This is a genomic window from Desulfomicrobium macestii, from assembly GCF_014873765.1.
GTDB classification, from domain to species: Bacteria; Desulfobacterota; Desulfovibrionia; order Desulfovibrionales; family Desulfomicrobiaceae; genus Desulfomicrobium; species Desulfomicrobium macestii.
Genome location: NZ_JADBGG010000014.1, coordinates 1 through 22176, shown reverse-complemented (window position 1 = coordinate 22176; position 22176 = coordinate 1). Strand labels below are relative to the sequence as shown.

18 protein-coding genes and 1 tRNA gene are annotated in these 22176 nt (G+C 59.1%); 12 read left to right on the top strand and 7 right to left on the bottom strand.

Annotated elements, in window-relative coordinates; translation table 11 throughout:
• Positions 1-263: 263 nt before the first annotated feature.
• Positions 264-340: transfer RNA gene (locus H4684_RS10215), tRNA-Arg, on the bottom strand.
• A gap of 216 nt (positions 341-556) precedes the next feature.
• Here H4684_RS10215 and hslV point away from each other — a divergent pair.
• From hslV to H4684_RS10190, 5 genes are all read left to right on the top strand, one after another.
• The gene (gene hslV / locus H4684_RS10210; RefSeq protein WP_092193132.1) at positions 557-1105 is read left to right on the top strand and encodes an ATP-dependent protease subunit HslV; all 549 of its coding nucleotides are present in this window, start codon (positions 557-559) and stop codon (positions 1103-1105) included.
• Entirely contained in the window at positions 1105-2445 is a 1341-nt protein-coding gene (gene hslU / locus H4684_RS10205; protein WP_192623649.1) for an ATP-dependent protease ATPase subunit HslU, read from the top strand. Before hslV ends, hslU begins: the two co-directional genes overlap by 1 nt.
• Positions 2446-2939: 494 nt before the next feature.
• On the top strand, positions 2940-3821 hold the full coding sequence (argB, locus tag H4684_RS10200; protein ID WP_092379581.1) for an acetylglutamate kinase: 882 nt from the start codon (positions 2940-2942) through the stop codon (positions 3819-3821).
• Between the two features lie 211 nt (positions 3822-4032).
• Positions 4033-6720 (top strand): DUF2339 domain-containing protein, encoded by a 2688-nt coding sequence (locus tag H4684_RS10195; protein WP_192623648.1) that lies wholly within the window; start codon positions 4033-4035, stop codon positions 6718-6720.
• Complete coding sequence (locus H4684_RS10190) at positions 6717-8000, top strand: DUF3999 domain-containing protein (RefSeq protein ID WP_192623647.1); 1284 nt, start codon at positions 6717-6719, stop codon at positions 7998-8000. Before H4684_RS10195 ends, H4684_RS10190 begins: the two co-directional genes overlap by 4 nt.
• A gap of 46 nt (positions 8001-8046) precedes the next feature.
• On the opposite strand, the gene H4684_RS10185 is transcribed toward H4684_RS10190, so the two are convergent.
• The 4 genes from H4684_RS10185 to gcvH form a co-directional block, all read right to left on the bottom strand.
• On the bottom strand, positions 8047-9162 hold the full coding sequence (locus H4684_RS10185; protein ID WP_192623646.1) for an HDOD domain-containing protein: 1116 nt from the start codon (positions 9160-9162) through the stop codon (positions 8047-8049).
• Positions 9163-9346: 184 nt separating this feature from the next.
• Positions 9347-10798, bottom strand: coding sequence for an aminomethyl-transferring glycine dehydrogenase subunit GcvPB (gcvPB, locus tag H4684_RS10180; RefSeq protein WP_192623645.1), 1452 nt, complete (start codon positions 10796-10798; stop codon positions 9347-9349).
• Positions 10795-12123: an aminomethyl-transferring glycine dehydrogenase subunit GcvPA gene (gcvPA, locus tag H4684_RS10175; RefSeq protein ID WP_092379569.1), complete on the bottom strand. Its 1329-nt coding sequence runs from the start codon at positions 12121-12123 to the stop codon at positions 10795-10797. The genes gcvPB and gcvPA overlap by 4 nt, the downstream gene beginning before the upstream one ends.
• A gap of 104 nt (positions 12124-12227) precedes the next feature.
• Entirely contained in the window at positions 12228-12608 is a 381-nt protein-coding gene (gene gcvH / locus H4684_RS10170; RefSeq protein WP_092193150.1) for a glycine cleavage system protein GcvH, read from the bottom strand.
• A gap of 157 nt (positions 12609-12765) precedes the next feature.
• On the opposite strand from gcvH, the gene H4684_RS10165 reads away from it, so the two are divergent.
• The 7 genes from H4684_RS10165 (at position 12766) to H4684_RS10135 (ending at position 20231) form a co-directional block, all read left to right on the top strand.
• Positions 12766-13305 carry a hypothetical protein gene (locus tag H4684_RS10165; protein WP_192623644.1) on the top strand — a complete coding sequence of 180 codons (540 nt, stop codon included), beginning with the start codon at positions 12766-12768 and terminating at the stop codon, positions 13303-13305.
• 233 nt (positions 13306-13538) lie between these two features.
• Positions 13539-13892 (top strand): response regulator, encoded by a 354-nt coding sequence (locus H4684_RS10160; RefSeq protein WP_192623643.1) that lies wholly within the window; start codon positions 13539-13541, stop codon positions 13890-13892.
• 288 nt (positions 13893-14180) lie between these two features.
• Positions 14181-16247 (top strand): type VI secretion system Vgr family protein, encoded by a 2067-nt coding sequence (locus tag H4684_RS10155; RefSeq protein WP_192623642.1) that lies wholly within the window; start codon positions 14181-14183, stop codon positions 16245-16247.
• Positions 16240-17154 carry a DUF4123 domain-containing protein gene (locus tag H4684_RS10150; RefSeq protein ID WP_192623641.1) on the top strand — a complete coding sequence of 305 codons (915 nt, stop codon included), beginning with the start codon at positions 16240-16242 and terminating at the stop codon, positions 17152-17154. Before H4684_RS10155 ends, H4684_RS10150 begins: the two co-directional genes overlap by 8 nt.
• Positions 17147-17464 carry a hypothetical protein gene (locus H4684_RS10145; RefSeq protein ID WP_192623640.1) on the top strand — a complete coding sequence of 106 codons (318 nt, stop codon included), beginning with the start codon at positions 17147-17149 and terminating at the stop codon, positions 17462-17464. The genes H4684_RS10150 and H4684_RS10145 overlap by 8 nt, the downstream gene beginning before the upstream one ends.
• Positions 17461-19206, top strand: coding sequence for an esterase/lipase family protein (locus H4684_RS10140; protein ID WP_192623639.1), 1746 nt, complete (start codon positions 17461-17463; stop codon positions 19204-19206). The genes H4684_RS10145 and H4684_RS10140 overlap by 4 nt, the downstream gene beginning before the upstream one ends.
• The gene (locus H4684_RS10135; protein ID WP_192623638.1) at positions 19203-20231 is read left to right on the top strand and encodes a T6SS immunity protein Tli4 family protein; all 1029 of its coding nucleotides are present in this window, start codon (positions 19203-19205) and stop codon (positions 20229-20231) included. The genes H4684_RS10140 and H4684_RS10135 overlap by 4 nt, the downstream gene beginning before the upstream one ends.
• Before the next feature lie 639 nt (positions 20232-20870).
• Here the strand turns inward: H4684_RS10135 and H4684_RS10130 are convergent.
• Together H4684_RS10130 and H4684_RS10125 are read right to left on the bottom strand one after the other, a co-directional pair.
• Complete coding sequence (locus tag H4684_RS10130; RefSeq protein ID WP_192623637.1) at positions 20871-21464, bottom strand: EF-hand domain-containing protein; 594 nt, start codon at positions 21462-21464, stop codon at positions 20871-20873.
• A gap of 341 nt (positions 21465-21805) precedes the next feature.
• Positions 21806-22176: LysR substrate-binding domain-containing protein (locus H4684_RS10125; protein ID WP_192623636.1), on the bottom strand; the 371-nt coding region annotated here is incomplete at its 5' end.

Genomic DNA, 22176 nt, shown 5'->3' with positions numbered 1-22176 from the left:
TGACTGGAGGATGTTCCGGTCGTTTTACGGGGCGGGGCGAGCGTGATGGTGCCTGTGGCCGATCGAGGCGTAAGACGGGAGCGCCGTTTCATGTGTCGCGGCCAGAACGACGGTCCGCCAACGGTGCGGATCGGACGCGCGGTGACGGGACAATTTGAAATTGCAGGGAGGTTTGTCGCCAAGCGGGAGAGGAAGACGGGGCGTACGAGGGTTTGGGGACAAAAAAAAGGGATCGCTGAATGATCAGCAATCCCTTGATTTTCTGGTGCGCCCGGCATGATTCGAACATGCGACCTACTGATTCGTAGTCAGGCACTCTATCCAACTGAGCTACGGGCGCGTCGAGAAGTCGGTTACTATGGACAAGAGGCTTCATCGTCAAGCAGTTTTTTTCTCGAATTTCATTTTTTTCTTTCCCCTGGCTGCACACGTTCCAAATGCCATTTTCCCGCGACCGCCTTGACAAGGCCGGGGGAGTGCCCAACTTGAATGCTTTATTCACGCGCCATTGATGAGATTGATAAGATTGATGAGCGCACCCAATAAGGAAGATAACATGCAGGAAATGCGCGGAACAACTATTCTGGCGGTCAAGGACGACAAGGGCGTTTCCGTGGCCGGCGACGGTCAGGTCACGCTGGGCCAGGCCATCGCCATCAAGCACGGAGCCCGCAAGGTCCGGCGTCTGTATCGTGACCGCATCGTGTGCGGTTTTGCCGGGTCCACGGCCGACGCCTTTACGCTGTTCGAAAAATTTGAAGCGAAACTTGAAGAATTCGGCGGAAATCTGGTCCGCGCCAGCGTGGAGCTGGCCAAGGACTGGCGCAGCGACAAGTATCTGCGCCGTCTTGAGGCCATGCTGCTGGTGGCCGATGCCGAGAACATCCTCATGCTCAGCGGCACCGGGGATGTCATCGAACCCGACGACGGAGTGGCCGCCATCGGCTCCGGCGGGGCCTACGCCATGTCCGCTGCCCGCGCATTGCGCCGCCACACGGACCTTCCGGCCGAGGACATCGTGCGCAAATCCATGGCCATCGCGGCCGAGATCTGCGTGTACACCAACGACCACATCATCTTTGAAACCGTGACCAGGAACTCCTGATGAATACATTGACCCCCCGTGAGATCGTGTCCGAGCTGGACAAATACATCGTCGGCCAGAACCAGGCCAAACGCATGGTCGCCATCGCCCTGCGCAACCGCTGGCGCCGTCGTCAGCTCGACCCCGAGCTGGCCGAGGAGATCGCGCCCAAGAACATTCTCATGATCGGCCCCACAGGCGTGGGCAAGACCGAAATCGCCCGGCGTCTGGCCCGGCTCGCCGGTTCCCCGTTCATAAAGGTCGAGGCCACCAAGTTCACCGAGGTCGGCTATGTGGGGCGCGATGTGGAATCCATCATCCGCGACCTGATGGAGATCGGCGTCAACCTCGTCCGCCAGGAAGAGGAGGCGAGCGTGCGCATAAGGGCCGAGGTTTCGGCCGAAGAGCGCCTGCTGGACCTGCTTTTGCCCACCAAGCCGCTGGAATCGGCCGGGGTCGATTACATCGGCCCCGAATCCCAGGCCGCTGACTCCACCCGCGAGAAGCTTCGCCAACTGTGGCGGGCGGGCAAGCTCGACGACCGCCTGGTCGAGGTGGAGGTCTCCGCCGGAGGCGGCGTGCAGGTCATGGGCGTGCCGGGCATGGAAGGCATGGAAATGCAGATGCAGGACATGTTCTCCAAGGTCTTCCCCAAGAAAAAGAAGACCAAGAAGGTGGCTGTAAAGAACGCTTACGACATCCTCATCCAGTCCGAGTGCGAGCGCCTCATCGACATGGACAAGGTGCACGAGACCGCCCGTGAGCGGGTCCAGGAATCGGGCATCGTCTTTCTGGACGAGATCGACAAGATCTGCGGCGGGAACAGTTCGGGCAAGGCCGACGTTTCGCGCGAGGGCGTGCAGCGCGACCTTTTGCCCATCGTCGAGGGCAGCACCGTCAACACCAAGTACGGCATGGTCCGCACCGATCACATTCTCTTCATCGCGGCCGGAGCCTTTCATATGTCCAAGCCTTCGGATCTGGTGCCCGAGCTGCAGGGGCGTTTTCCCTTGCGTGTCGAGCTTTCGGCCCTGACCAGGGATGATTTCTACCGCATCCTGACCGAGCCCCAGAACGCGCTGACCGTGCAGTACAAGGCGCTGCTCGGCACGGAAAAGATCGAGATCGCGTACACCGACGAAGCACTCCGCGAAATCGCGCGTTTCGCCCAAAAGATAAACGAGGAGACCGAGAACATCGGCGCGCGCAGACTTTACACCATCATGGAGAAGATCGTCTCCGACCTGTCTTTTGAAGCCCCGGACATGGACGCCGCGACGGTGACCATCGATCGGGATTACGTAAAGGCGGCCCTGCACGATGTGCAGGAGGACAGGGATCTGACGCGCTACATCCTGTAGGCTTTGGCAAAACAGGCCCGCTGAAAAAGGGACGCCTGCTGATTTGCAGGCGTTCCGTCCATCACGGCGTCATCCCCTCCAGTGGGATGGCGCCGTTTTCGCATTTTCATCAGTTCCGGAGTCGCAAAAGCTGGTCCTTGCTCCGTCCAAGCGTTCCGGGTTGGTCCGGGGCAGGGTCGCCGACTGTTTGACTGAGCCAGGCATCGTTTGTTGAATCGTTGCCAGGCGTGCTGACCGGGCTTGCCGTCCTGCACGCAGCGATTCAACTCTACGAGGCCCGCGATGGAGTTTCGGCGGTCCCTGCCCCGGACCAACCCGGAGCGCGTCCGCCCAGCGAGCCTGTCTCTGCAGATTCTTCATCTTTGCGGATCAGTGATCCCGCCCCCAAGCCTCGTTCATCATTGTGCTTGAATTTTCCCCCCCTCCTTGCCAAGGTATTCCCGCACGCCGTCAAACCGGCCCCATTCCCCACCTTTCACGTCCACGAGGGAGCCATGTCACAAGAAGCCTTGAGAGCCGCCTTTCTTCTGGAGGCGCTGCCTTATATCCGCGAGTTTTACGGCCAGACCATCGTCATCAAATACGGCGGTCACGCCATGAAGGACGAGGCCCTGCGCAAGAGTTTCGCCCTGAACATCCAGCTTTTGCGCTACATCGGCGTCAATCCGGTCATCGTGCACGGCGGCGGGCCGCAGATCGGAAACATGCTCAAGCAGCTCGGCATCACCTCCGAGTTCCGCCAGGGTCTGCGCGTCACCGACGACGCGACCATGGACGTGGTCGAGATGGTACTGGTGGGCAAGGTCAACAAGGAGATCGTCAATCTGATCAACACCCAGGGCGGCCGGGCCGTGGGCCTGTCCGGCAAGGACGGGCGGATGATCTGGGCCCAGAAGCTGGAGATGGCCGTGGAGCGCGCCGACGCGCCGCCCGAGATCATCGACCTTGGTAATGTCGGTGAGGTTGTGGCCGTGGACACGTCGGTCATCAGCTCCCTGCAGGCCGCCAATTTCATTCCGGTCATCGCCCCGGTGGGCGTGGACGAGGAAGGGCACACCTACAACATCAACGCCGACTCCGTGGCCAGCGCCGTGGCCGTGGCCGTGGGCGCCAAGAAGCTCATTCTGCTGACCGACGTGCCCGGCGTTCTGGACAAGAAGGGCGAGCTCATCTCCTCCATGACCCTGCATCAGGCGGTGCACGCCCTGGAGCAGGGCGTGGTCACGGGCGGCATGATCCCCAAGATCAAGTGCTGCCTGGAGGCCGTGGACGGCGGCGTGTCCAAGGCTCACATCCTGGACGGCCGGGTGGAGAACGTCATCCTGCTCGAAATGTTCACCCAGGGCGGTATTGGTTCGGAGATCACGAGCAAATAGTCACGGCTCGCGCCTTGAGGAAGCCCGGCCCTCCATGCGTGTGACGGCCGGGCTTTGTTGCGTTCGGCGGCATGCTTGAGGAATCTGCGCTGGATTCTTCTTGCCAACATCCCAGGCACTCGGCAAAGCCTTGGAAAGTCATTGCAATCTTGGGGCAAGCCGGGCGTGGGCAACGCACCGGAGCCCTGCGGCGGCCGGCATGGAGGTGTTTGTGCGCATTGTCCTTGGCATCCTGATTTTGCTTTCCTTTCTCGGCGCTCTTGACGACTGGTGGCGCAGTCCGGTCCTGCTTGTTCTTCCGGTCCTGGGCGTGGTCTGCTTTGTCCTTGCGTCCCGGATTGCCGCGCAGGACAGAAAAATAAGGGAACTGGAAAAACTGCTCCGTGCACAATTCCGGGAACAGAAGGCCACGGCACATGCCGGTGCGACGACTGCTTCCGCTCGGAGCGGAAGCGGGCGGCAATTTGCCGCCCCTACCGATGATGAGGCCGTATTCGGATGGAACGAAGGGGCGGATCCCGGCGAGAACTTCACTTTTTCAGACCAGGAAGAAATCTCGCCCGCAGCCCCGTCGCAGACGGTTCGCGAAGCGAAGCCTGCGGCTCCGGAGTGGCTCGCCACCGTCTGGTCCCACGCCGTGGCCTGGATCACCGGCGGGAATCCGGTGGTCAAGGTCGGGCTTGTCGTGCTTTTCTTCGGTGTTTCCTTCCTGCTCAAGTACGCTTCCGATCACAGCCTGCTGCCGGTGGAGCTGCGCATGGCCGGGGCCGGAATGCTGGGCGTTGCCTTGCTGGCCCTGGGCTGGCGGTTGCGGCACGGCAATCCCGTTTACGCCTTGCTGGTGCAGGGCGGGGGCGTTGGGGTGCTGTATCTGACCATTTTCGCGGCAGCCCGGTTTTTGGACATGATCCCGCCGCTTTGGGCTCTGATCCTCATGTGCGCGGTGGTTGTCTTTTCCGGAATCCTGGCCGTGCTGCAGAACGCCTCGGCCCTGGCCGTGTTCGGCGCGGCGGGAGGCTTTCTGGCTCCCATCCTGCTGTCCACGGGACAGGGCAGCCATGTGCAGCTCTTCGGCTACTATGCCTTGCTCAACCTCGGCGTGCTCGGCGTCGCCTGGTACAGGACGTGGCGGGTGCTCAACCTGCTCGGGTTCGCCTGCACCTTTGGCATCGGGGCGCTGTGGGGAGCCCGGTTCTACGCCCCGGAATACTTTGCAACCACCGAACCCTTCCTGATCCTCTTTTTCCTCATGTACGGGACCGTCTCCATCCTCTTCGCCCGCGCAAACAGCGAGCAGGGGCGTACCCGGCTCGACAGCGCGCTGGTCTTCGGTCTGCCGCTGGCGGCCTTTGGCCTGCAAATGGCCCTGGTGCGGGACATGGAAATGGGCGGGGCTTTCAGTTGTCTGGGCCTTGCGCTGTGGTACATCCTGCCCCTGAAGCTGATGTGGAAGAGGAGCGGCGGCCTTGGGCTCCTGGCCGAAGCCCATCTCGCCCTGGGGGTGATCTTTCTTTCCCTGGCCGTGCCCATGGCTCTGGATGCGTCATGGACCGCGTCAACCTGGGCCCTTGAAGGCGCGGGGATGATCTGGCTTGGTTTGCGACAAAAAAGGCTCATCACCAGGATTTTCGGTCTGCTGCTGCAGATCGGGGCGGCCGTGGCCTTTGCCGCCTCGCTGTCCCTGTGGTCCCTTCATTTGAACGAAGGGCATCTCCTGGCCGGTCTCTTTCTGGGGCTTGGGGGCTTTTTTTCGAGCTGGTCCTACTGGGCCTGCCCGGAGGCCCGGCTGTCCCGCGAGGAACCCTTGCCTCTGGCCATGGGGCTGTGGGGCGCCGCGTGGTGGTATGGGACCTGGTTTTTCTGGGCCGGGGAGCAGGTGCATCCGGATCCGATTTTCCTGGCGGCGACCCTGGGCACTCTTGGCGTCTGGGCCGTGATGCACAGGCGGACCTTGTGGTTCATGCCCCGTCATCTGGCGCAGTTCACGGTGGTGCTGCTGCTTTGCAGCGCCGTGCTGTGGAGCGGTCATCCTGCGGCGGACTGGGGATGGATTGGCTGGCCGCTGGCCCTGCTTGCCCAATTCGGGATGCTTTTTGCCCTGGAAGAGAGCTGGGACGCGCGGGTGCGCGGCTGGGTACATACGCTCAGCGCGATTCTGGTCGCGGTGCTGGCCCTGCGTGAAGCGCACAGGCAGGTGCTCATCCATATCGTTCAAAGCGGAAGCTGGGCCGATGCCGCAGCGGCCGTGACCGGAGTCCTGCTGCTCATTGTCATCGTTTTCCCGCGCCTGGACTGGCCTCTGCGCAGGCATTTCGCCGCGTATCTCCGCGCCGGTGGGGCTCTTGCGGCGTTTCTGGCCCTGTGGTGGATCGGGGCCTGCTTTGTCAGCGGCAACCCTCGCCCCTTGCCGTATGTTCCGATCCTGAACCCCCTCGATCTGACCCAGGCGCTGGTGCTGGTCACCGTTGCGTTCTGGGCGCGCAAGTCGGCCATGCACGACCTGCCGGGTGTCAGCCATGCCGGGCGCTTTTTGCCTGCCATCCTGGGCGCTTGGGCCTTTGTCTGGATGAACGTGGTCGTGGCCAGGACGGTGCATTTTCTTGGCGATGTGCCCTATGCCCTGGACGCCATGTTCCGCTCCGACGTGTTGCAGGCGGCCTATTCGGTGCTCTGGTCCCTGGCGGCGCTGGGGGCCATGCTCCTTGGCCGCAGGCGTGCCTTGCGGCAATCATGGCTGGCCGGGGCCGGTCTGCTGGCGGTCGTGGTCGGCAAGCTTTTTCTGATCGATCTGGACGGGCGTGGCACCGTGGCGCGCATTGTCTCGTTTCTGGGGGTGGGACTGCTCATGCTTGTGGTGGGCTATTTCTGTCCGTTGCCGCCCAAGGGGGGAAAATCATGATGTTCATTGTGCTGCTGGTTCTGCTTGCGCCTTTTTCCGCTCAGGCCGCCTCGCCCATGGATTTTGCCCGGGGCTACCTTCTGGAAACGCAGGCGGATTTCGCCCTGCAACGCCTGGAACTGCCCTTTGAAGTCTACAATGCCAGCGTGCGCGCCGATCTGGCTGATCTGCGCGTGTTCAATGCCGAGGGTGCCGAGGTGCCCATGCACCTGCGCCGCATTCAGGTACTGCCTGCCGCTGCGCAGGAACAGCCTCTGCCATTGTTCAGGGTCGCGGGCGGGAGTGAGGGCGTCCAGGATTACGATTTTCGTATGCAGGTGCGCACCTCCGATCAAGGGGCCGTGCTCGAGACCCGCATGTCCGCGCTTCCCCCGGAGACGGAGCAGGCCCTGCTGCTCGACGCTTCCGCCATCACCGAAGACCTCGTCGCGCTGCGTTTCGAGGCCGGGACCTCGTCGTCGGCCTTCCTTCGTGTCGAGGTGCGCGGCAGTGACGACCTGTTTTCCTGGCGTCCGTCCGGAAGCGCGGTGCTGGCCTTCATGGAGCACGAGAACGGGCGCATCCTGCAGGACAGGGTCATGCTCCATGGCAAACGCTGGAAATATTATCTGCTGACCGGTCCGGCCGACCTTTCCCTTCTGACTGGGGCCCATGCACGCAAAGTCAGCGGTGATGCGGGTTTGACCCGTCGCTTCCTGCCCTTGACCGGCGAACTGATCGAGGAAGGTACGTACGAGTATATCTTGCCGCCTGCCTTGCCTGTGGATGTGCTGGATCTGGGGGACGTGGAGAATGCGGTGCTGGGCGTGAAAGTGCTCTCGCCCTTGAAAGACGACTGGCGTCAGGTCGCGGCGGGAGCGTTATTCCGCCTGACCGTTGACGGGCAGTCGCTGGCAGGTCCGGGCCTTGCGCTGCATGGCCCGCATGAGCGTTTGCGGATCGTGATGCAGGGCGCGCCGGTGCCTTTGCGCGTCGGGTGGCTGCCTCACGAGCTTGTCTTCATGCCGCAAGGACCCGGACCCTTCACCCTGGCCGTGGGCAGCCGTTCCGCCAAACGCGGCCCCGACATGCTCGCCGCCATGCTGGGCGACAAGAAGATCGGGACGCTGCGGCTGGGTACGGCCGTGATCGCGGCGCCGGTTGTTCTGGGCGGCGAGGACCGTCTGTTGCCGGAATCCAATCATGCCGCATTTGTGCTTTGGGCGGTGCTTGGCCTGGGGGTGGTTCTGCTCGGGTTCATGGCGTGGCGGCTGGTGCGGACCCTGGATCAAAAAAAATGACTGCCGGACGTCACAAGTTCCGGCAGTCGATAAAAGCAGCGCAGGTCTAGTTCAGGGTCGCCTGCACCAGGCGCACGTTGTTCATGACGTCATCTATCAGCCCGGGACTCAGCAGGATTTCCCGGGCTTCCTGTTTCGAGACGATCTCGCGGAAGCTGGGGTCGAGCTGGTCGAGCCTGCGGACGTCGTCGAGCAGGGTGCCGTGCGGCGAAATGAGCTTGGCCACCTGGTTGGCCAGGAAAAGCACGGTCATGCTCTTGGCCTGTTGCCCGTCGCATTCGAGCTGTGAAACCGGCAGCAGGCCGGGGAGGTGATGGCTCAGGACCAGGGTGCGTAGCTGATCCGGTATGCCGCCGCTCCTGGCCATGATCTGGGCGGCCTGGATATGGGTGGCCATGAGGCGCTCGTATTCACGGTCCAGGGTTTGGGGATATACTTCACCCTCCTCGGGATCCTTGACCAGCAGGATGAGCACGAGCTTGCCGATGTCGTGCATCAGCCCCGCCGTGTACAGGGCGCCGCTGTCCAGGTCCTGCCTGGCCCTGGCCATGTATGAGGCGGCGATGGCGGTGGAGTTCATGTGCTGCCAGATGCTTTTGAACATGCGCTGATGTTCGGGATGCTTGTACAGCGAATAGGGCATGACCCCAAAGGCGATGAGGTTTTTCAGATTGGTCAGGCCCAGGATGTTCACGGCCGTGTGGATGGATTTGACATCCGTGGCCACGCGGAAAAACGGGGAATTGATGGTTTTCAGCACGCGCGAGGAGAGCAGTGGGTCGCGGGTGACCAGATCGCCGAGTTCCTTCATGCTGACGCCGGGCTTGTCGATGGCGGCCAGGGAGGAATGCAGGGTGCCGACCTTGTCGAAGGCCTTGACCAGATTCGTGATGGCGGTTTGAGCCAGCGCCGAAGGCGGTTCGTAGACGTGGGTCATCTGGTTGCCGGTGGTGGACGGCGTACCGGAGTAGATGTGATCCAGGGCGCGGATCAACACCGATTCCCACTCATTGAATGTATTTGGCTCAGTGACGATCGGGTTTATCTTTACGGGATCATGGTCCTCGCCGACGATGGGTTCCAATTCCGGCTTGCGCGACACATAAAAATACATGAGCGCTGCAAAAGCAAGCAGTGCTGGTACTACGAAAATGTATGACATGATTACCCCGTGAGAAAAGAAAATATGTGGAATTTCCTTAAGCACGCGGGTGCGTGATTGCAATGAATTTTATCATGCATCATATGCATCGTAAAATTGTCTGAAATATAGAATGGATCATTATGCAACGCCATGAAAAAAGCCTCCGATGGCGGAGGCTTTTTTCATGGCGAATGGAATGGAATCAGAGTCCGGCGTCGTCCACAAGCTCCATGCTTCTGGCTGCGCGGACCTCGTCGAGGCGCTCCACTGGAGTGGTCACGGGAGCGTTTTGAATTGATTGCGGATCGGTATCGACACGTTCGAGTATCTCGATCAGGTCATCGACGAATCCATCAAGGGTTTCCTTGCTTTCCGTCTCCGTGGGCTCGAACATCAGGCATTCCTTGACGATGAGCGGAAAGTAGATGGTCGGGGCGTAGTGTCCCTTGTCGAGCAGTGCCTTGGCCAGATCCAGGGCGCGCACGCCCTTTTCGGACTGTTTCGCGGCCGAGGCCACGAACTCGTGCATGCAGATGCGGTCGTGGGGGATTTCAAGATGATCCTCCAGACGCTTGCGCATGTAGTTGGCGGCCAGGACCGCGTTCTCGGAGGCGCGCACGATGCCTTCGCGGCCCAGGCGCAGGATGTACGCGTAGGCTTTGAGGATGACCCCGAAGTTGCCGTAGAAGGGCGCGATGTACCCGATGGATTTGGGATAGTCGTAGTTCAGGTAGTATTGGCCGTCTTCGAGCTTCACCACGCGCGAAACGGGCAGATAGTCCACCAGACGCTTGCTTACGCCCACGGGGCCGGAGCCGGGTCCGCCGCCGCCGTGGGGGGTGGCGAAGGTCTTGTGCAGGTTCAGGTGCACGACGTCGAAGCCCACGTCGCCGACACGCATCTTGCCCATGATGGCGTTCAGGTTCGCGCCGTCGTAGTAGAGCAGTCCGTCCACGCCGTGGACCAGCTTGACGATGCGTTCCAGGCCGCACTCGAAGAGCCCCAGGGTGTTGGGGCAGGTCATCATCAGGCCCGCGACCTCGTCGTCCAGGACCTTTTCCAGCTCGTCGGGGTCGATCATCCCGTTCTTGGATTCGATGGAGACGACATCGTACCCGGCGATGGCCGCCGAGGCGGGGTTGGTGCCGTGGGCCGAGTCGGGCACGATGATCTTGGTCTTCTTGTTGCCCTTGTCGTTGTGATAGGCGGCCATGAGCATGACCCCGGTCAGCTCGCCGTGGGCTCCGGCCATGGGTTGCAGGGTGAAGGCGTCCATGCCGGTGATCTCTGCCAGCAGCTGCTCGGTCTCGTAGAGTACTTCAAGGGCGCCCTGGGTCATGTTTCCGGCTCCCTTGAGCTGTGGAATGAGCGGGTGCACGGAGGTGAACCCGGGCTGGGCGGCCACGGCCTCGGTGAATTTCGGGTTGTACTTCATGGTGCACGACCCGAGGGGATAGAAATTGCTGTCCACGCTGTAATTGAGGCGCGAAAGCCGGGTGAAATGACGGATGACGTCTATTTCGGACAGTTCAGGGAGTTTCGGGGCGCAGCCGCGCAGCAGTTCGTCCGGGATGGTGGACGACGGATTCCCCTTGGGGGCGTCGGGCCACACGCCGGTTCTGCCCTTGGCGGAATCGGAGAACATGGTTTTCACAGGGCACCTCCAATCAATTCGGCCAGGATGCCGACGCTCTGCTGTGTGGTTTTTTCGGTGCAGGCCACCAGAAGGTGGTTGTCCATGCCCTGATAGTAGCGGCCCAGCGGGAATCCGGGGACGTATTTGGCGACCAGGAGCTTGTCGATGACCTCGTAGGCGCGCACGGGAAGCTCCACGGTGAATTCGTTGCCGAAGGGCTGGTTGACCACGCGCACTCCGGGCAGCTGCTCCAGACGCCGGGCCGCGTAATTGGCGCGTTCCATGCCGACCTGGGCCGTGCGCTTCAGGCCTTCGGGCCCCAGGAGGCTCATGTACATGAGCGCGCGCAGGGCGCACAGGGCCTGGTTGGAGCAGATGTTGGAGGTGGCCTTCTCGCGGCGGATATGCTGCTCCCTGGCTTGCAGGGTCAGCACGAAGCCGGTCTTGCCGGTCTTGTCCACGGTGCGGCCGACGATGCGGCCGGGCATCTGGCGGATGAGCTGCTTGTTGCAGGCCATGATGCCAAGGTACGGTCCGCCGAAACTGAGCGGCAGCCCGAGGCTCTGGCCCTCGGCCACGGCGATGTCCGCGCCCATTTCGCCAGGAGTCTTGAGCAGGGACTGCATGATCGGGTAGGTCGAGATGATGGAGACGATCTTGTGTTCGCGGGCCTTGGTGAAAAGGGCCGTGAAATCCTGGATCGTGCCGAAGAAGTTGGGATTCTGGACGATGACCGCCGCCGTGTCGTCGTTCAGGGCGGCAAGGAGTGCGTCCACGTCCGTTTTGCAGTTTTGGTGAGGGATGGTCACCAGATCGAGCTTCAGGTTCGTGGTGTAGCTGTCGAGCATGACCCGGTAGATGGGGTTCACGCTCTCGGAGATGACGATGCGTGTGCGTTTGTTCTGACGCACGGCCATCATGATCGCTTCGTAGAGCGCCGTTCCGCCGTCATAGAGGGAAGCGTTGGCGTACTGCAGGTCCAGAAGACGGGCCACCGCGGTCTGATATTCGAATATTGCCTGCAACATGCCCTGGGAGGCTTCGGCCTGGTAGGGGGTGTAGGCGGTGTAGAATTCGCCCCGGCTGCAGAGCGCGTCCACGGCGCTTGGGATGTAGTGATCGTAGAATCCGGCCCCCAGGAAAGAGGTCAGATCCGTGTGGTTTTTGGCCGCCGTCTTTTCGAGCTTCTGGCGGACTTCCATTTCGCTGAGGCCCCGGGGCAGGTTCAGTTCAGCGGCCCGGAATTTTTTCGGAATGTCCTCGAACAGGGCTTCCATGCTGTCCACGCCGACGGTGGCCAGCATCTCGCTCTGTTCGGCAGGTGTATGCGGTATGAAGGGCATGTCGCCTCCGGATGATGGGCTGCGTCCATCCGGCCGGAGGCGATGAGTTCAGGCGGAAAAGGGTGAACGTTCGCGCAGCGGAAGGGCAGCCTCGATGATAAGGGTTAGTGCGCTTCGGCGGCGCACAGGGCTGCGTAGGCGTCGGCGTCCAGGAGTCCTTCGGGAGCGGAGGCAAGGCGGACCTTGAACAGCCAGCCTGCGCCGAATGCATCCTTGTTGACCAGCTCGGGCGCGTTTTCCAGTTCCGTGTTGACAGCGGTGATCTCTCCGCTGACCGGGGAGTATATTTCGCTGGCGGCCTTGACCGATTCGACGGTTCCGATCTCGGCACCGGCCTCGGCCTGGTCGCCGGGCTGGGGGAGTTCGACGAAGGTCAGGTCACCGAGCTGTTCCTGGGCAAAATGGCTGATGCCGACCACGGCCTCGTCGCCTTCGATTTTGACCCATTCATGGGATTTTGCGTATAGAAGTTCCTTGGGATTCATGACAGCCTCCAGTGTTGTCTTTTGGAGATTCGGCGCTGGATCTTTCCAGCCCCTTGAGTTCGCGCTGACATAAATATATTGCCACGAAAGCGCAATAAAGAGATGAGGGGCGCGGAAAATAGATTATGCATTACTAATCGTTCTTCGAGGAGGGAGTATGAAATTGGTGCGTGTGGCGGGGCTTTTCATGATGATGTTGTGTGTTTCCTCAAACGCGTGGTGTTCCGGGCTGACTGCGAGTGACGTGCAGGGTTTTATTGCCTCCATGCAGGAACTCAAGCCGTATTTCGATCAGTATGCCGAAGAGAGCGGAGACGACGGTGATTCTGCGAGCACCGCTCAGGTCGTGACCGATTGGGCCCAGGGCCTCAAGGAACAGCGCGATGTGGAGGCCATTCTCGGAAAGCACGGGTTTGACTTCAACACCTGGTCCACGGTCTCGCAGCAGGTGACCCAGGCTTACATGGCCGTACGACTCGGCAAGGATGGACAGGATGTCATGGGTCAGATGCGGCAATCCATCGCCGAGATCGAGGGGAACAAGGACATCCCGGCCGAGTACAAGACCCAGATGATTGCCCAGATGCAGACGAGCATGGCGGAAATGGAGAAGGTGCTCACTGCGTCGCCGCAAGATCAGGACACGGTGAAGCCCTTTGTTTCCGAATTGGACGCAATTTTCGAAATGCAGGAATAAGGGCGCGCGAGCTTTGTCGGGCAGGTGCCGCCTTCGGGCGGCACCTGTGTTTTGTGGCTGCCTTTTATCGGATTTTGCTTCCATCGAATTTTCAGCAGGCAGCAGGGGCGGCAGGACCAATTTTGCCGATCCGTGCCAAAATTGCTGCGGAATTGATTTTTGAACAGGAGAATCTTCCCAAGGTCGGATAAAGTCTGCTATGAAGTGGAAAATTTGACGATGGGGAGGCTCTTATGGATCGGAAGACGGTTTTGGTGATTGACGACGAAGAGCATGTGCGAATGCTTTATGCCGAGGAACTTCGTGCCCTGGGCTATGATGTCGCACTTTCGGACGGGAGCGAAGATCCGCTGAAACTGGTCGAGGATCACAAGCCCGACCTGATCATTCTTGATATCAAACTTGAGAGCAGGTCGGGACTCGACATGCTTCAGATCATCCGTTGCAGGCACGCCACGCTGCCCATCATCCTGTGCACGGCCTACGACAGCTTCCGCTTCGACCTCAAATCCATCGCCGCCGACGCCTATCTGGTCAAATCGTACGACAGTTCCGAGTTGATGCGGGCGGTTGAAAAGCTCATCTGAAAAAACTCGGCCCGCCCCTCTTTATTGCCCTGCATTCGTGACAAAGCGCAAATCATCGGTCTTTGCGCTTTTTGAGCGTGCCCTTCCACGCGCCCTGCGCCCTTCGATCATTTCCCGGATAACCTCCCCACGTGCCGGAAAAGAGCACTCTTCCGGAACCATGCCTCTTCATTCTCAATCCCCATAATTATCGAAAAAAACTACACATTCTCCCCAATGTGCGACGCGGTAATCGCTGGCAAACTGGTATGAAAAAGCCCGCCGTTTACCGTTACACAAGGAGAATCCATGCCGCATCCGTCAGCAAACAGCCCGTGGTTCACATTCGACACTCCCGCCCATTCCGATCTGCGTGTCTACGCCTTTTCCGGCACCGAAGAAGTCCACAAACCCTACGAATTCGAAATCGAACTGGTCCACGATTCGGCGTGTCTTGATTTTGCCGAGCTTCTGGGCCGGCCCGCCTGCCTTGGCATCGCCGACAAAAGCGGCGGCGTGCGTCATGTCAACGGCGTCATCCGCCGTTTCACGCAACTGCACACCGCCAATATCCGCACCCACTACCTGGCCGTTCTGGTCCCGCGCCTGTGGTTTCTGGGGCTGGTCACGGACCACCGCATCTTCCAGAACATGAGCGTGCCCCGGATCATCGAGCAGGTGCTGAAAGAGCAGAACTTCACCGGCGATTCCTACGCCTTCAAGTGCTTCTTCGACTACGCGCCGCGCGAATACTGCGTGCAATACGGCGAGACGGCCCTGCATTTCATCTCAAGGCTCTGCGAGGAGGAGGGCATCTATTTCTACTTCGAGCATTTCCAGGACCGCCACGTGCTCTGCTTCTCGGACCGGGAGGGCGGCCCCCTGATCGGGGGCGAGAGCCTGCTGCGCTTCCATCCCGGAGCGGGTACCGAAACGGATGCGCCAACCGTCAGAACCGTCGAACTGCGCCGGACCATCGGCAGCGACGCCTGCACCTTCCGGGAATGGAATTTTGAAAAAACGCGCCTGAACCTTGAGGTCGGCCAGCTGGAGGCGGACCCGCTCAAGGCCCCGGTCCCCGTCGGCATGACCCTTGAGCAATACCATTATCCGCACCTCTACCAACTGCAAAAGGACGGCAACCGTTACGCGGGCCTTGAGCTTTTGCGCCACTTCAGTCTGAGCCGCCGCATCAAGGCGACGACGGACGTTTCCAGAATGACTCCCGGCCATGTCTTCGAGCTTCACGAGCATCCAAGGCCAGACCTCAACGACCGCTGGTGGGCGGTGCGCGTCACGCACCGGGGCGAGCAGCCGCAGGTATTGGAGCACGAGGCCCCGGACCGAGGCATGACGTACCTTGCCAGCCTAATGGCCATCCCGGACTCGACCCGCTTCATGCCCGCTTCGGACCATCCCAAGAATCCCGTCATCGGCGACCAGACCGCCATCGTGACCGGCCCGGGCGGCGAGGAGATCTTTCCGGACAGGCATGGCCGGGTGAAGGTGCAGTTCCACTGGGACCGGCTGGGCGCTTTCGACGAAAAAACGACCTGCTGGATTCGCGTCTCCCAGGGCTGGGCCGGAGGGCAGTACGGAACCATGGCCATCCCGAGGATCGGGCAGGAGGTCATCGTGTCTTTTCTGGAAGGCGATCCGGACCGGCCCATCGTTACCGGCCGGGTCTACAACGCCGCAAATCCGGTTCCTTACCCGCTGCCCGAGCACAAGACGCGCACGGTCTTCAAGTCCATGTCCACACCGGGAATCGAAGGCGAATCGCGCGGATTCAATGAGATGCGCATCGAGGACAAGAAGGGGCAGGAGGAGATCTACGTTCACGCCGAAAAGGACGTGAATGCGTACGTCAAGAACGATTGGAAAGAACACATCCTCCATGACCAGCATCGCACCGTGGACAACTTTTCGTATTCGGTGGTGAAGGGCGAGGACCAGCAGACGGTGGAAAAGGACCGCAAGATCGAGCTCCTGTCCGACGACCACCTGACGGTCAAAGGCAGCAGCCACAGCCGCTTTAGCGACAAATGGCTCCTGCGCACGGGCGGCGAGGTCCACATCAAGGCCGGAAGCAAGGCGGTCCTTGAGGCCGGCACGGAGCTGACCGTCAAGGCCGGGGGCAGCTTCATCAGGCTCGACCCTTCCGGAGTGACCATTGTCGGAGCCAAGGTCGGGATCAACTCCGGCGGAAGTCCGGGTTCGGGTTCGGGGGCGAGGCCGCTTTTGCCTGTGGACAGCCTCCTTCCCGAGGAAGGCCGGGCGCCATTCTGCCAGAAAGTGATCTTCGATCAGGCCCGTGTACTGGATGAGCCTGTCGTCAGTGAATGTCCCATGGAGCAGGAGCCTAAAGATGCATGAATCGCAGATGAATGAAGTGGTGCGCGAAGTTGGTGATCCCAAAGCCGTGCTTGAAGAAATCCGGAACAAAGGCTGGAGCGCATGGCTTGTTCTGGACCCCGGCTGTCATCCGGATGCCCTTGCGCAACTCTACTCCCTGGAACCCGAAACGAAAAAGACGCTGCTCTTCCTTGATTCCCGCCTTGAGCACATGCACGAACTCTCTCCCCGCATTCTTCCCCTGACGCCCGGTTCATTGATCCTGGACTGGCTCGAAGAACACGATCCGAGGGGCTGGGGCATGGTCGTGGCTTCAGATGCCCCGATCGAAGATGTATTGGCCCATCTGCGCAGCTTGCTGCTGGTCAAGACGGAAGGGAAAAATCTCATCTTTCGCATCTGGGATGGGCGCATCCTCGCGCGTATCTGCGCCGCCATGTCCGAAGAAACCCCTTTGCTTCTGGGTCCGGCGCGGCTGGTCCTGACCCGCACGAGCGCGGGGGGCTGGGCCCGCATCGACCATGCCCCCGATAACCCGGACGCTCCCCGGCCTGTCCATCCCTGCCCGTGGTACATGTTTGGCGCACGCCATGCCGAAGTCTTCCGGGAAGGCCGCGCCCAGATTCTGGCCCGCAATATCGTCTTCTCCCTGTGCGGCCCGACGCCGGATGCGCCTTTGCCCATGCCGCCCGGGGATGAACCGCTCCTGGCCTTCACCGTCCGCCATGTGCAAAGGGGGCTCGCCCTTGGATTGTCCAGCGAACAAGCCCTGGAACTGTTCATCCACTGCTGCCTGCTCCACGGGGAATCCTTTCCCGACACCGAATCCTTCCCAGGCCTCAAGCCTTTCACCACCAGGATCGTCAACGAAGACGCGGCCGTCGCCGCCATGCGCAATATCTGCACCCAAGGAGGTTATCGTGGCTGAACCCATCTGTCTGAACTGTCCGAAAGAGTACTGGATCGCCTTTGTGCTGGAATCACAGGGAGAGGAAGAACTGGCAGCCGATTCGGCGCGGACTGCCATCCCTGCCGTTGGCTTGGAGCTGTTTGCATGTTTTCCGGTTTCGGACTCCGAGGCAAACGCCGCGCCCTTGTCGCTGGTCCACAATGTCGTCTGGCTTGATCCGCAGGGCGTGCCGACCAATGATGTGACCATAGACCACTTTCTTTGCCAGGACATCGAAGCCCACGTGAACCTGTACGAAGAACCGGCCTGCCGAAAGGTGCTGCCATGAAAAAAATGGTCAGGATCAAGCGCGCCAAGGATGAATACGTCAGCCCCAGAATCCATGAAAAGACGCCGCAGGAAATGTTCAAGCCCCGCGTCGCCTCCAACTGCGAAGTGAACCGGACCCATATTTTTCGGGTCAAGCGGCAGACCGTGGCCATAGTGGTGGTGCCGGGGGTCATGGCGTCGCGGTTGAGCAATTTGGACGATGAGCCCGTATGGGATCCGGACGATTTGTATTTCATGTCAAACGCGTACTTTTGGTGTGCCCCGGAGAAGCGTTACAACCTCCTCATCAAGAAAGGCCGCAAAGTCATGGATCGAGGGGATTCGAAAACATTCAAGAAGTACCCGAAAGCCAAAGAGCGCGGGTGGACCGGCCTGGCCTGGGACTTTTTCGGACAACTGCTCGGCGGCCTGCATGACTGGAAGACTCCGCTGAAGGTGTTTCTGGATTTGCCGGTTTATGCCTTCGGCTTTGACTGGGTGGATTCGTGCCGAGATTCCGGCAAGGCTCTGCAGGAATTCATCATGGGCATCAAAGCGGACAGGGTCATCATCATTTCCCATTCCATGGGTGGACTGGTGACGCGGTATGCCCTGGCCGGAGAGGGCGGGGAAGCATTGGCCAGGAAAGTACTGGGCGTCGTGCATGGCGCCCAGCCCGTGCACGGAGCGCCGGACGCCTATCATCGGGCCATAGCGGGCACGGGAGCGGAAGGCGTGCTCGGCAGGGTTGTCAGCGAGGTTCTTGGCCCCAGCGGTCCGCACATGACCGCCATCATGCCCCACGCGCCAGGAGTCCTGCAGCTCCTGCCCAACCAGTTCTATCTAAACAACAGGGGGGATCAGGCCTGGTTGCATATCCAGGACCTGGACGACCCGGAACTGTTCACGTCCTACCCGGAAAACGATCCGTATGAGGAAATCTACGCCAAAAGCCACCATAAGGACTATTGGGGCCTCATCCATGGCGAATGGTTTCAGCCGCATGCCGAGGACGGTGAGACGATTGAAAAGGCCCTTCGCGGTGAAAACAAGAGCGGCAATGGTGGTAATAATCCCGGTATCGGCGAACAGATGGGAATGTTTATCTCGGACGCCAAGGAAGTTCACAGTCTCATCGGACCATACAGTCATCCGCGCACGATCCAGCTCTTCAGCAACGGCGAACATACGACCATCACCGAAGTGTGCTGGCTTGCAAGGGATATCACGCAGCATGTCCTGGACGCGCAAATTGAAAGATATTCACGCGATGACGAGCCGCTGCGGTACCTGAAGGATCTGAGCTGCGTGCCCGATTTCAACCGTTTCGGGAAATACGGCGAGGTGCGCTGGAGGGACGCTGACGGCGCGTTGGGCGATGTGGTTCCCGGCAACGCATTGCTCTTCAAGCTGCAGAAACGCATCCGCGAACAGGGTCTGCGCCTCTATCTGCTGCGCATGACCGCGGCCGGAGAAGAGGTTTCCGGCCTGACGGACGACCCTCTCCGCCATCAGGGCGACGGAACGGTGCCGCTCAGTTCCGCAACGGCCATGGACCCGGAGGTGGATGACTGGGGCAAGCACCTGCATCTGCTGCCGATCTGGTTCGGACCGAACGGGGAATGCAGGCTTTGCACCGGGCAGGTCAATCATGAGGTTCACGCGTCGTTCTTCGTCGACAGGAAGGGTGATGCGCTGGCTGCGGTCAAGAGAGTCGTTCACAATCTCTGCATTGGCTGGCTGAAAGGGGAGTTCACATGAGGCTGAACCCTTTCCCGACCCTGTCCATCTTGCTGCTCACCCTAATTCTTGGAGGATGCCATTACATGACCATCGACACCGCCGGCCCGAATCCAAACTTGCCTCCCTGTCCCGTGACCATGTTCCCCGTAGGGCGCTTTATGGTCCCTGTTCCCAAGGATATGAAACTGGGCGCAGGCATTCACAATATCAATAAAATAACCATCGAGGAAATTGCCTGGAAAAAAGGCCGGGATCGTGAAGAGTACCTGAAGGAAGTTTGGATGCCGGTAAGAACGAAAGCCTGGGAACGATATGTTGAAGGCGGAAAGCTCGGTCCCGCCAGCCAAGGTGGTTGGGCCGAAGAAGATGTCAGTCATCTTTTTGGATACCCGGCAATGCTTTTTTGCTATCGGAGTAAAACTGCCGATCACAACATCGACGTACACATAGGCCTGCCTGAAGCCATTCTGCGTCTGACGGAAAGTCGATTCTACCCGATTGGCAATGCATGCCTCGACATGGAAGAACGAATCCTGAACCTGTTCAAACACTACCGCTTCGGCAACAAGAACGTGGCTCCGGACAGCTTCTTTTCGGCCGGGGGCAGGGTGGAAGGGCTGAAGACCTGGTATGAGCAGGCGAGCCTTGGGGCCAAACGGCACGCCAGCGAATCCCGGCCCAAGATTTATCTGCGCTTCGACACTCTTCCCACTGTCACTTCCGAATTCCCCAAAAGCATCTCCGTCATTTCGGGCGTGGTCAGGAAATACGGGATGAAACTGCATGTGCTGCGTTCACGGAAACGCGTGCTGGCCGGAATGGAAGGGCTGGAAGAAGTGTACGTCGGCGGCAACAAGGATGACGACGAGCTCAGGCTGACCGCTTTTTGGAGATTTCAGGGAGTCCCAAAAGATCCGGAAAAACCCGATGTTGAGATTCAAATGACCTGCCCGGAGAGCGCCAAAGAAGACGCCCTGCGCATGTGGGACGCTGTCATGACCAAGTTCACCACAGTGCGGGAATACTACGGCAGAAGATCGTGAATCGGACAGAATGAAGGATGAACCAGCGGAGCAGAACCGGATGGATTTCGGTTCTGCTCCGCTCCTTTGTTGCTCGCATGAAATCCACAAATATCAAATATGGCGACACTGCAAAAATTAGCGAAAGTGCCCAAGTATCATTCTCGAGCAGGCAAGCTATGTCGGTAAATGGCAAAAAATCCATTCATTTCAGACGACACTGCAAAAAAGTCGCAAAAGAACCCGAGTGTCATTCCCGCGCAGGCGGGCCATGTCGGGCAATAGCGCGAAATCCATTCTTTTCAGATAGTTAAAAAGGCATGGATCCCCTTTTTCAAGGGGATGACGACTTTTTGCAGTGACATCTTTAAACTAATGAATAATTTTGTAGTGTCTTCATGTATGAATGCGATGTAAGAAAAGTAACGATAGAGCCTGGGTGTCATTCCCGCGCAGGCGGGAATCCATTCCTTTGAGATAAATAAAAAGTCATGAACACCATTCTTCAAAAGGATGACGACTTTTGCAGTTTCTTCATACATGCTTTGATTGTAATTTTAGTATGTAATGCTGCTGTATATAATCATGAATTATTTGGGTGATTCTGCGAGTAGTGTATGACCTGCTGATTTCTGACGATTATTCCCGCCAGTAAGTTCTTCAGACTTCCTTCTGCAAAGTGGAGTTGGTGGAGCCGTCCGCCAGCGAAGAGAAGTAACTGGAAATTTTCGCCTCGTGAATCTTGAGTGCGGCCTGCATTTCCGTCACTTCAATGGTGCCGTTGCCACTGGTGTCGATGTTGCTGAAGGCAGATGCGGATAGGGACGCCTCAGCCCTGGACAGAACGCCGTCCTTGTTTGCGTCCATGCTTGCCATATACTGTTTGGCCGCTTTTCCAGAAGCTGACGTATCCTCGCTTGTTGAGGATTCACCCAGAATATTGCTCAGAAGATCAAGGGAGTTGGCCCCGCTTTTCTTTGAAGTGTAATAGGAAAAGACGTCCTGCCCACGCCCCGACATGGCGGCAGTTATTTCCTCCTCGGTGACGTTGCCGTCCTTGGAGGCGTCGAGCCGCGCAAAAGCTTCGGCAGACAGGCTCACCTCGTCCTTGGTAATGACCCCGTCCCGGTTCGTATCCCCGTCACGAAAGCATTTCCGCGCTCCGAGCTTGGCGAACAACTCGTTCTGGGATGTCTCGCCATTGTTGGATAGCTGTGACGTAGCCTCTAGGTATTGCTTGGAACTGACACGCATGACGCACCTCCTGAGAGGCATTAAGCAAAATGTACGCCAGTGAAGAATATGAAGCTGGGGATCTGGAAATTTGATTTTCCGCAGAGAATTATCGCCTCCTAATCAGACCAGAATACTCCAAAATAAGACAAGGGATTTCAGTTTTCACGCTGAAATCCCTTTATTACTTTGTGGGCTTTGCCTCATCGGCCAGAACCCGGACATTCCGGATGGAACCATACGGCAATGGGTGCCTTTTTGTTTACGAGTAGCGTAAAAGAAAGGTCAACGTGAGGCTTGCTCCTCTTTATTCTTGATCGCTGACGTGTGATATTGTGTAAGAATCCAGGATTTGAAAAAAATCAGGTTCTTTGAGATTGGGGAGACTCCATCTTGGGATAAGCTGATATATATGCGATTAAGTCTTGCTGCAACTTGGATAAGTTGTCCTGTTTGCGATAGATCAGAAAAAAAGACATCATCAGCTTGGCTTCCCGCAGAAGAATCTCGGAAAAAATACCTTCTGTAATTTCCTTTCGAACCATGAATTCCGGCAGCAAGGAAATGCCGTAACCATCTTTTACCAGCTCTTTGATGGCATCGTTGCTCTCTGATTCGCAAACAACTTCAAATTCTTGTGCGTATTCCGGTCCAAACTGACCACGGATTCCGGCGGAAACTGACCACCGATTCCATGGGAAACTGACCACGGATTCCACGGCAAACTGACCAC

Bases quoted from the DNA above. Each gene is read 5' to 3' on its own strand.
- hslV (WP_092193132.1), top strand. From the start codon at position 557: ATGCAGGAAATGCGCGGAACAACTATTCTGGCGGTCAAGGACGACAAG.
- hslU (WP_192623649.1), top strand. From the start codon at position 1,105: ATGAATACATTGACCCCCCGTGAGATCGTGTCCGAGCTGGACAAATAC.
- argB (WP_092379581.1), top strand. From the start codon at position 2,940: ATGTCACAAGAAGCCTTGAGAGCCGCCTTTCTTCTGGAGGCGCTGCCT.
- H4684_RS10190 (WP_192623647.1), top strand. From the start codon at position 6,717: ATGATGTTCATTGTGCTGCTGGTTCTGCTTGCGCCTTTTTCCGCTCAG.
- H4684_RS10185 (WP_192623646.1), bottom strand. From the start codon at position 9,162: ATGTCATACATTTTCGTAGTACCAGCACTGCTTGCTTTTGCAGCGCTC.
- gcvPA (WP_092379569.1), bottom strand. From the start codon at position 12,123: ATGCCCTTCATACCGCATACACCTGCCGAACAGAGCGAGATGCTGGCC.
- gcvH (WP_092193150.1), bottom strand. From the start codon at position 12,608: ATGAATCCCAAGGAACTTCTATACGCAAAATCCCATGAATGGGTCAAA.
- H4684_RS10165 (WP_192623644.1), top strand. From the start codon at position 12,766: ATGAAATTGGTGCGTGTGGCGGGGCTTTTCATGATGATGTTGTGTGTT.
- H4684_RS10160 (WP_192623643.1), top strand. From the start codon at position 13,539: ATGGATCGGAAGACGGTTTTGGTGATTGACGACGAAGAGCATGTGCGA.
- H4684_RS10155 (WP_192623642.1), top strand. From the start codon at position 14,181: ATGCCGCATCCGTCAGCAAACAGCCCGTGGTTCACATTCGACACTCCC.
- H4684_RS10150 (WP_192623641.1), top strand. From the start codon at position 16,240: ATGCATGAATCGCAGATGAATGAAGTGGTGCGCGAAGTTGGTGATCCC.
- H4684_RS10140 (WP_192623639.1), top strand. From the start codon at position 17,461: ATGAAAAAAATGGTCAGGATCAAGCGCGCCAAGGATGAATACGTCAGC.
- H4684_RS10135 (WP_192623638.1), top strand. From the start codon at position 19,203: ATGAGGCTGAACCCTTTCCCGACCCTGTCCATCTTGCTGCTCACCCTA.
- H4684_RS10130 (WP_192623637.1), bottom strand. From the start codon at position 21,464: ATGCGTGTCAGTTCCAAGCAATACCTAGAGGCTACGTCACAGCTATCC.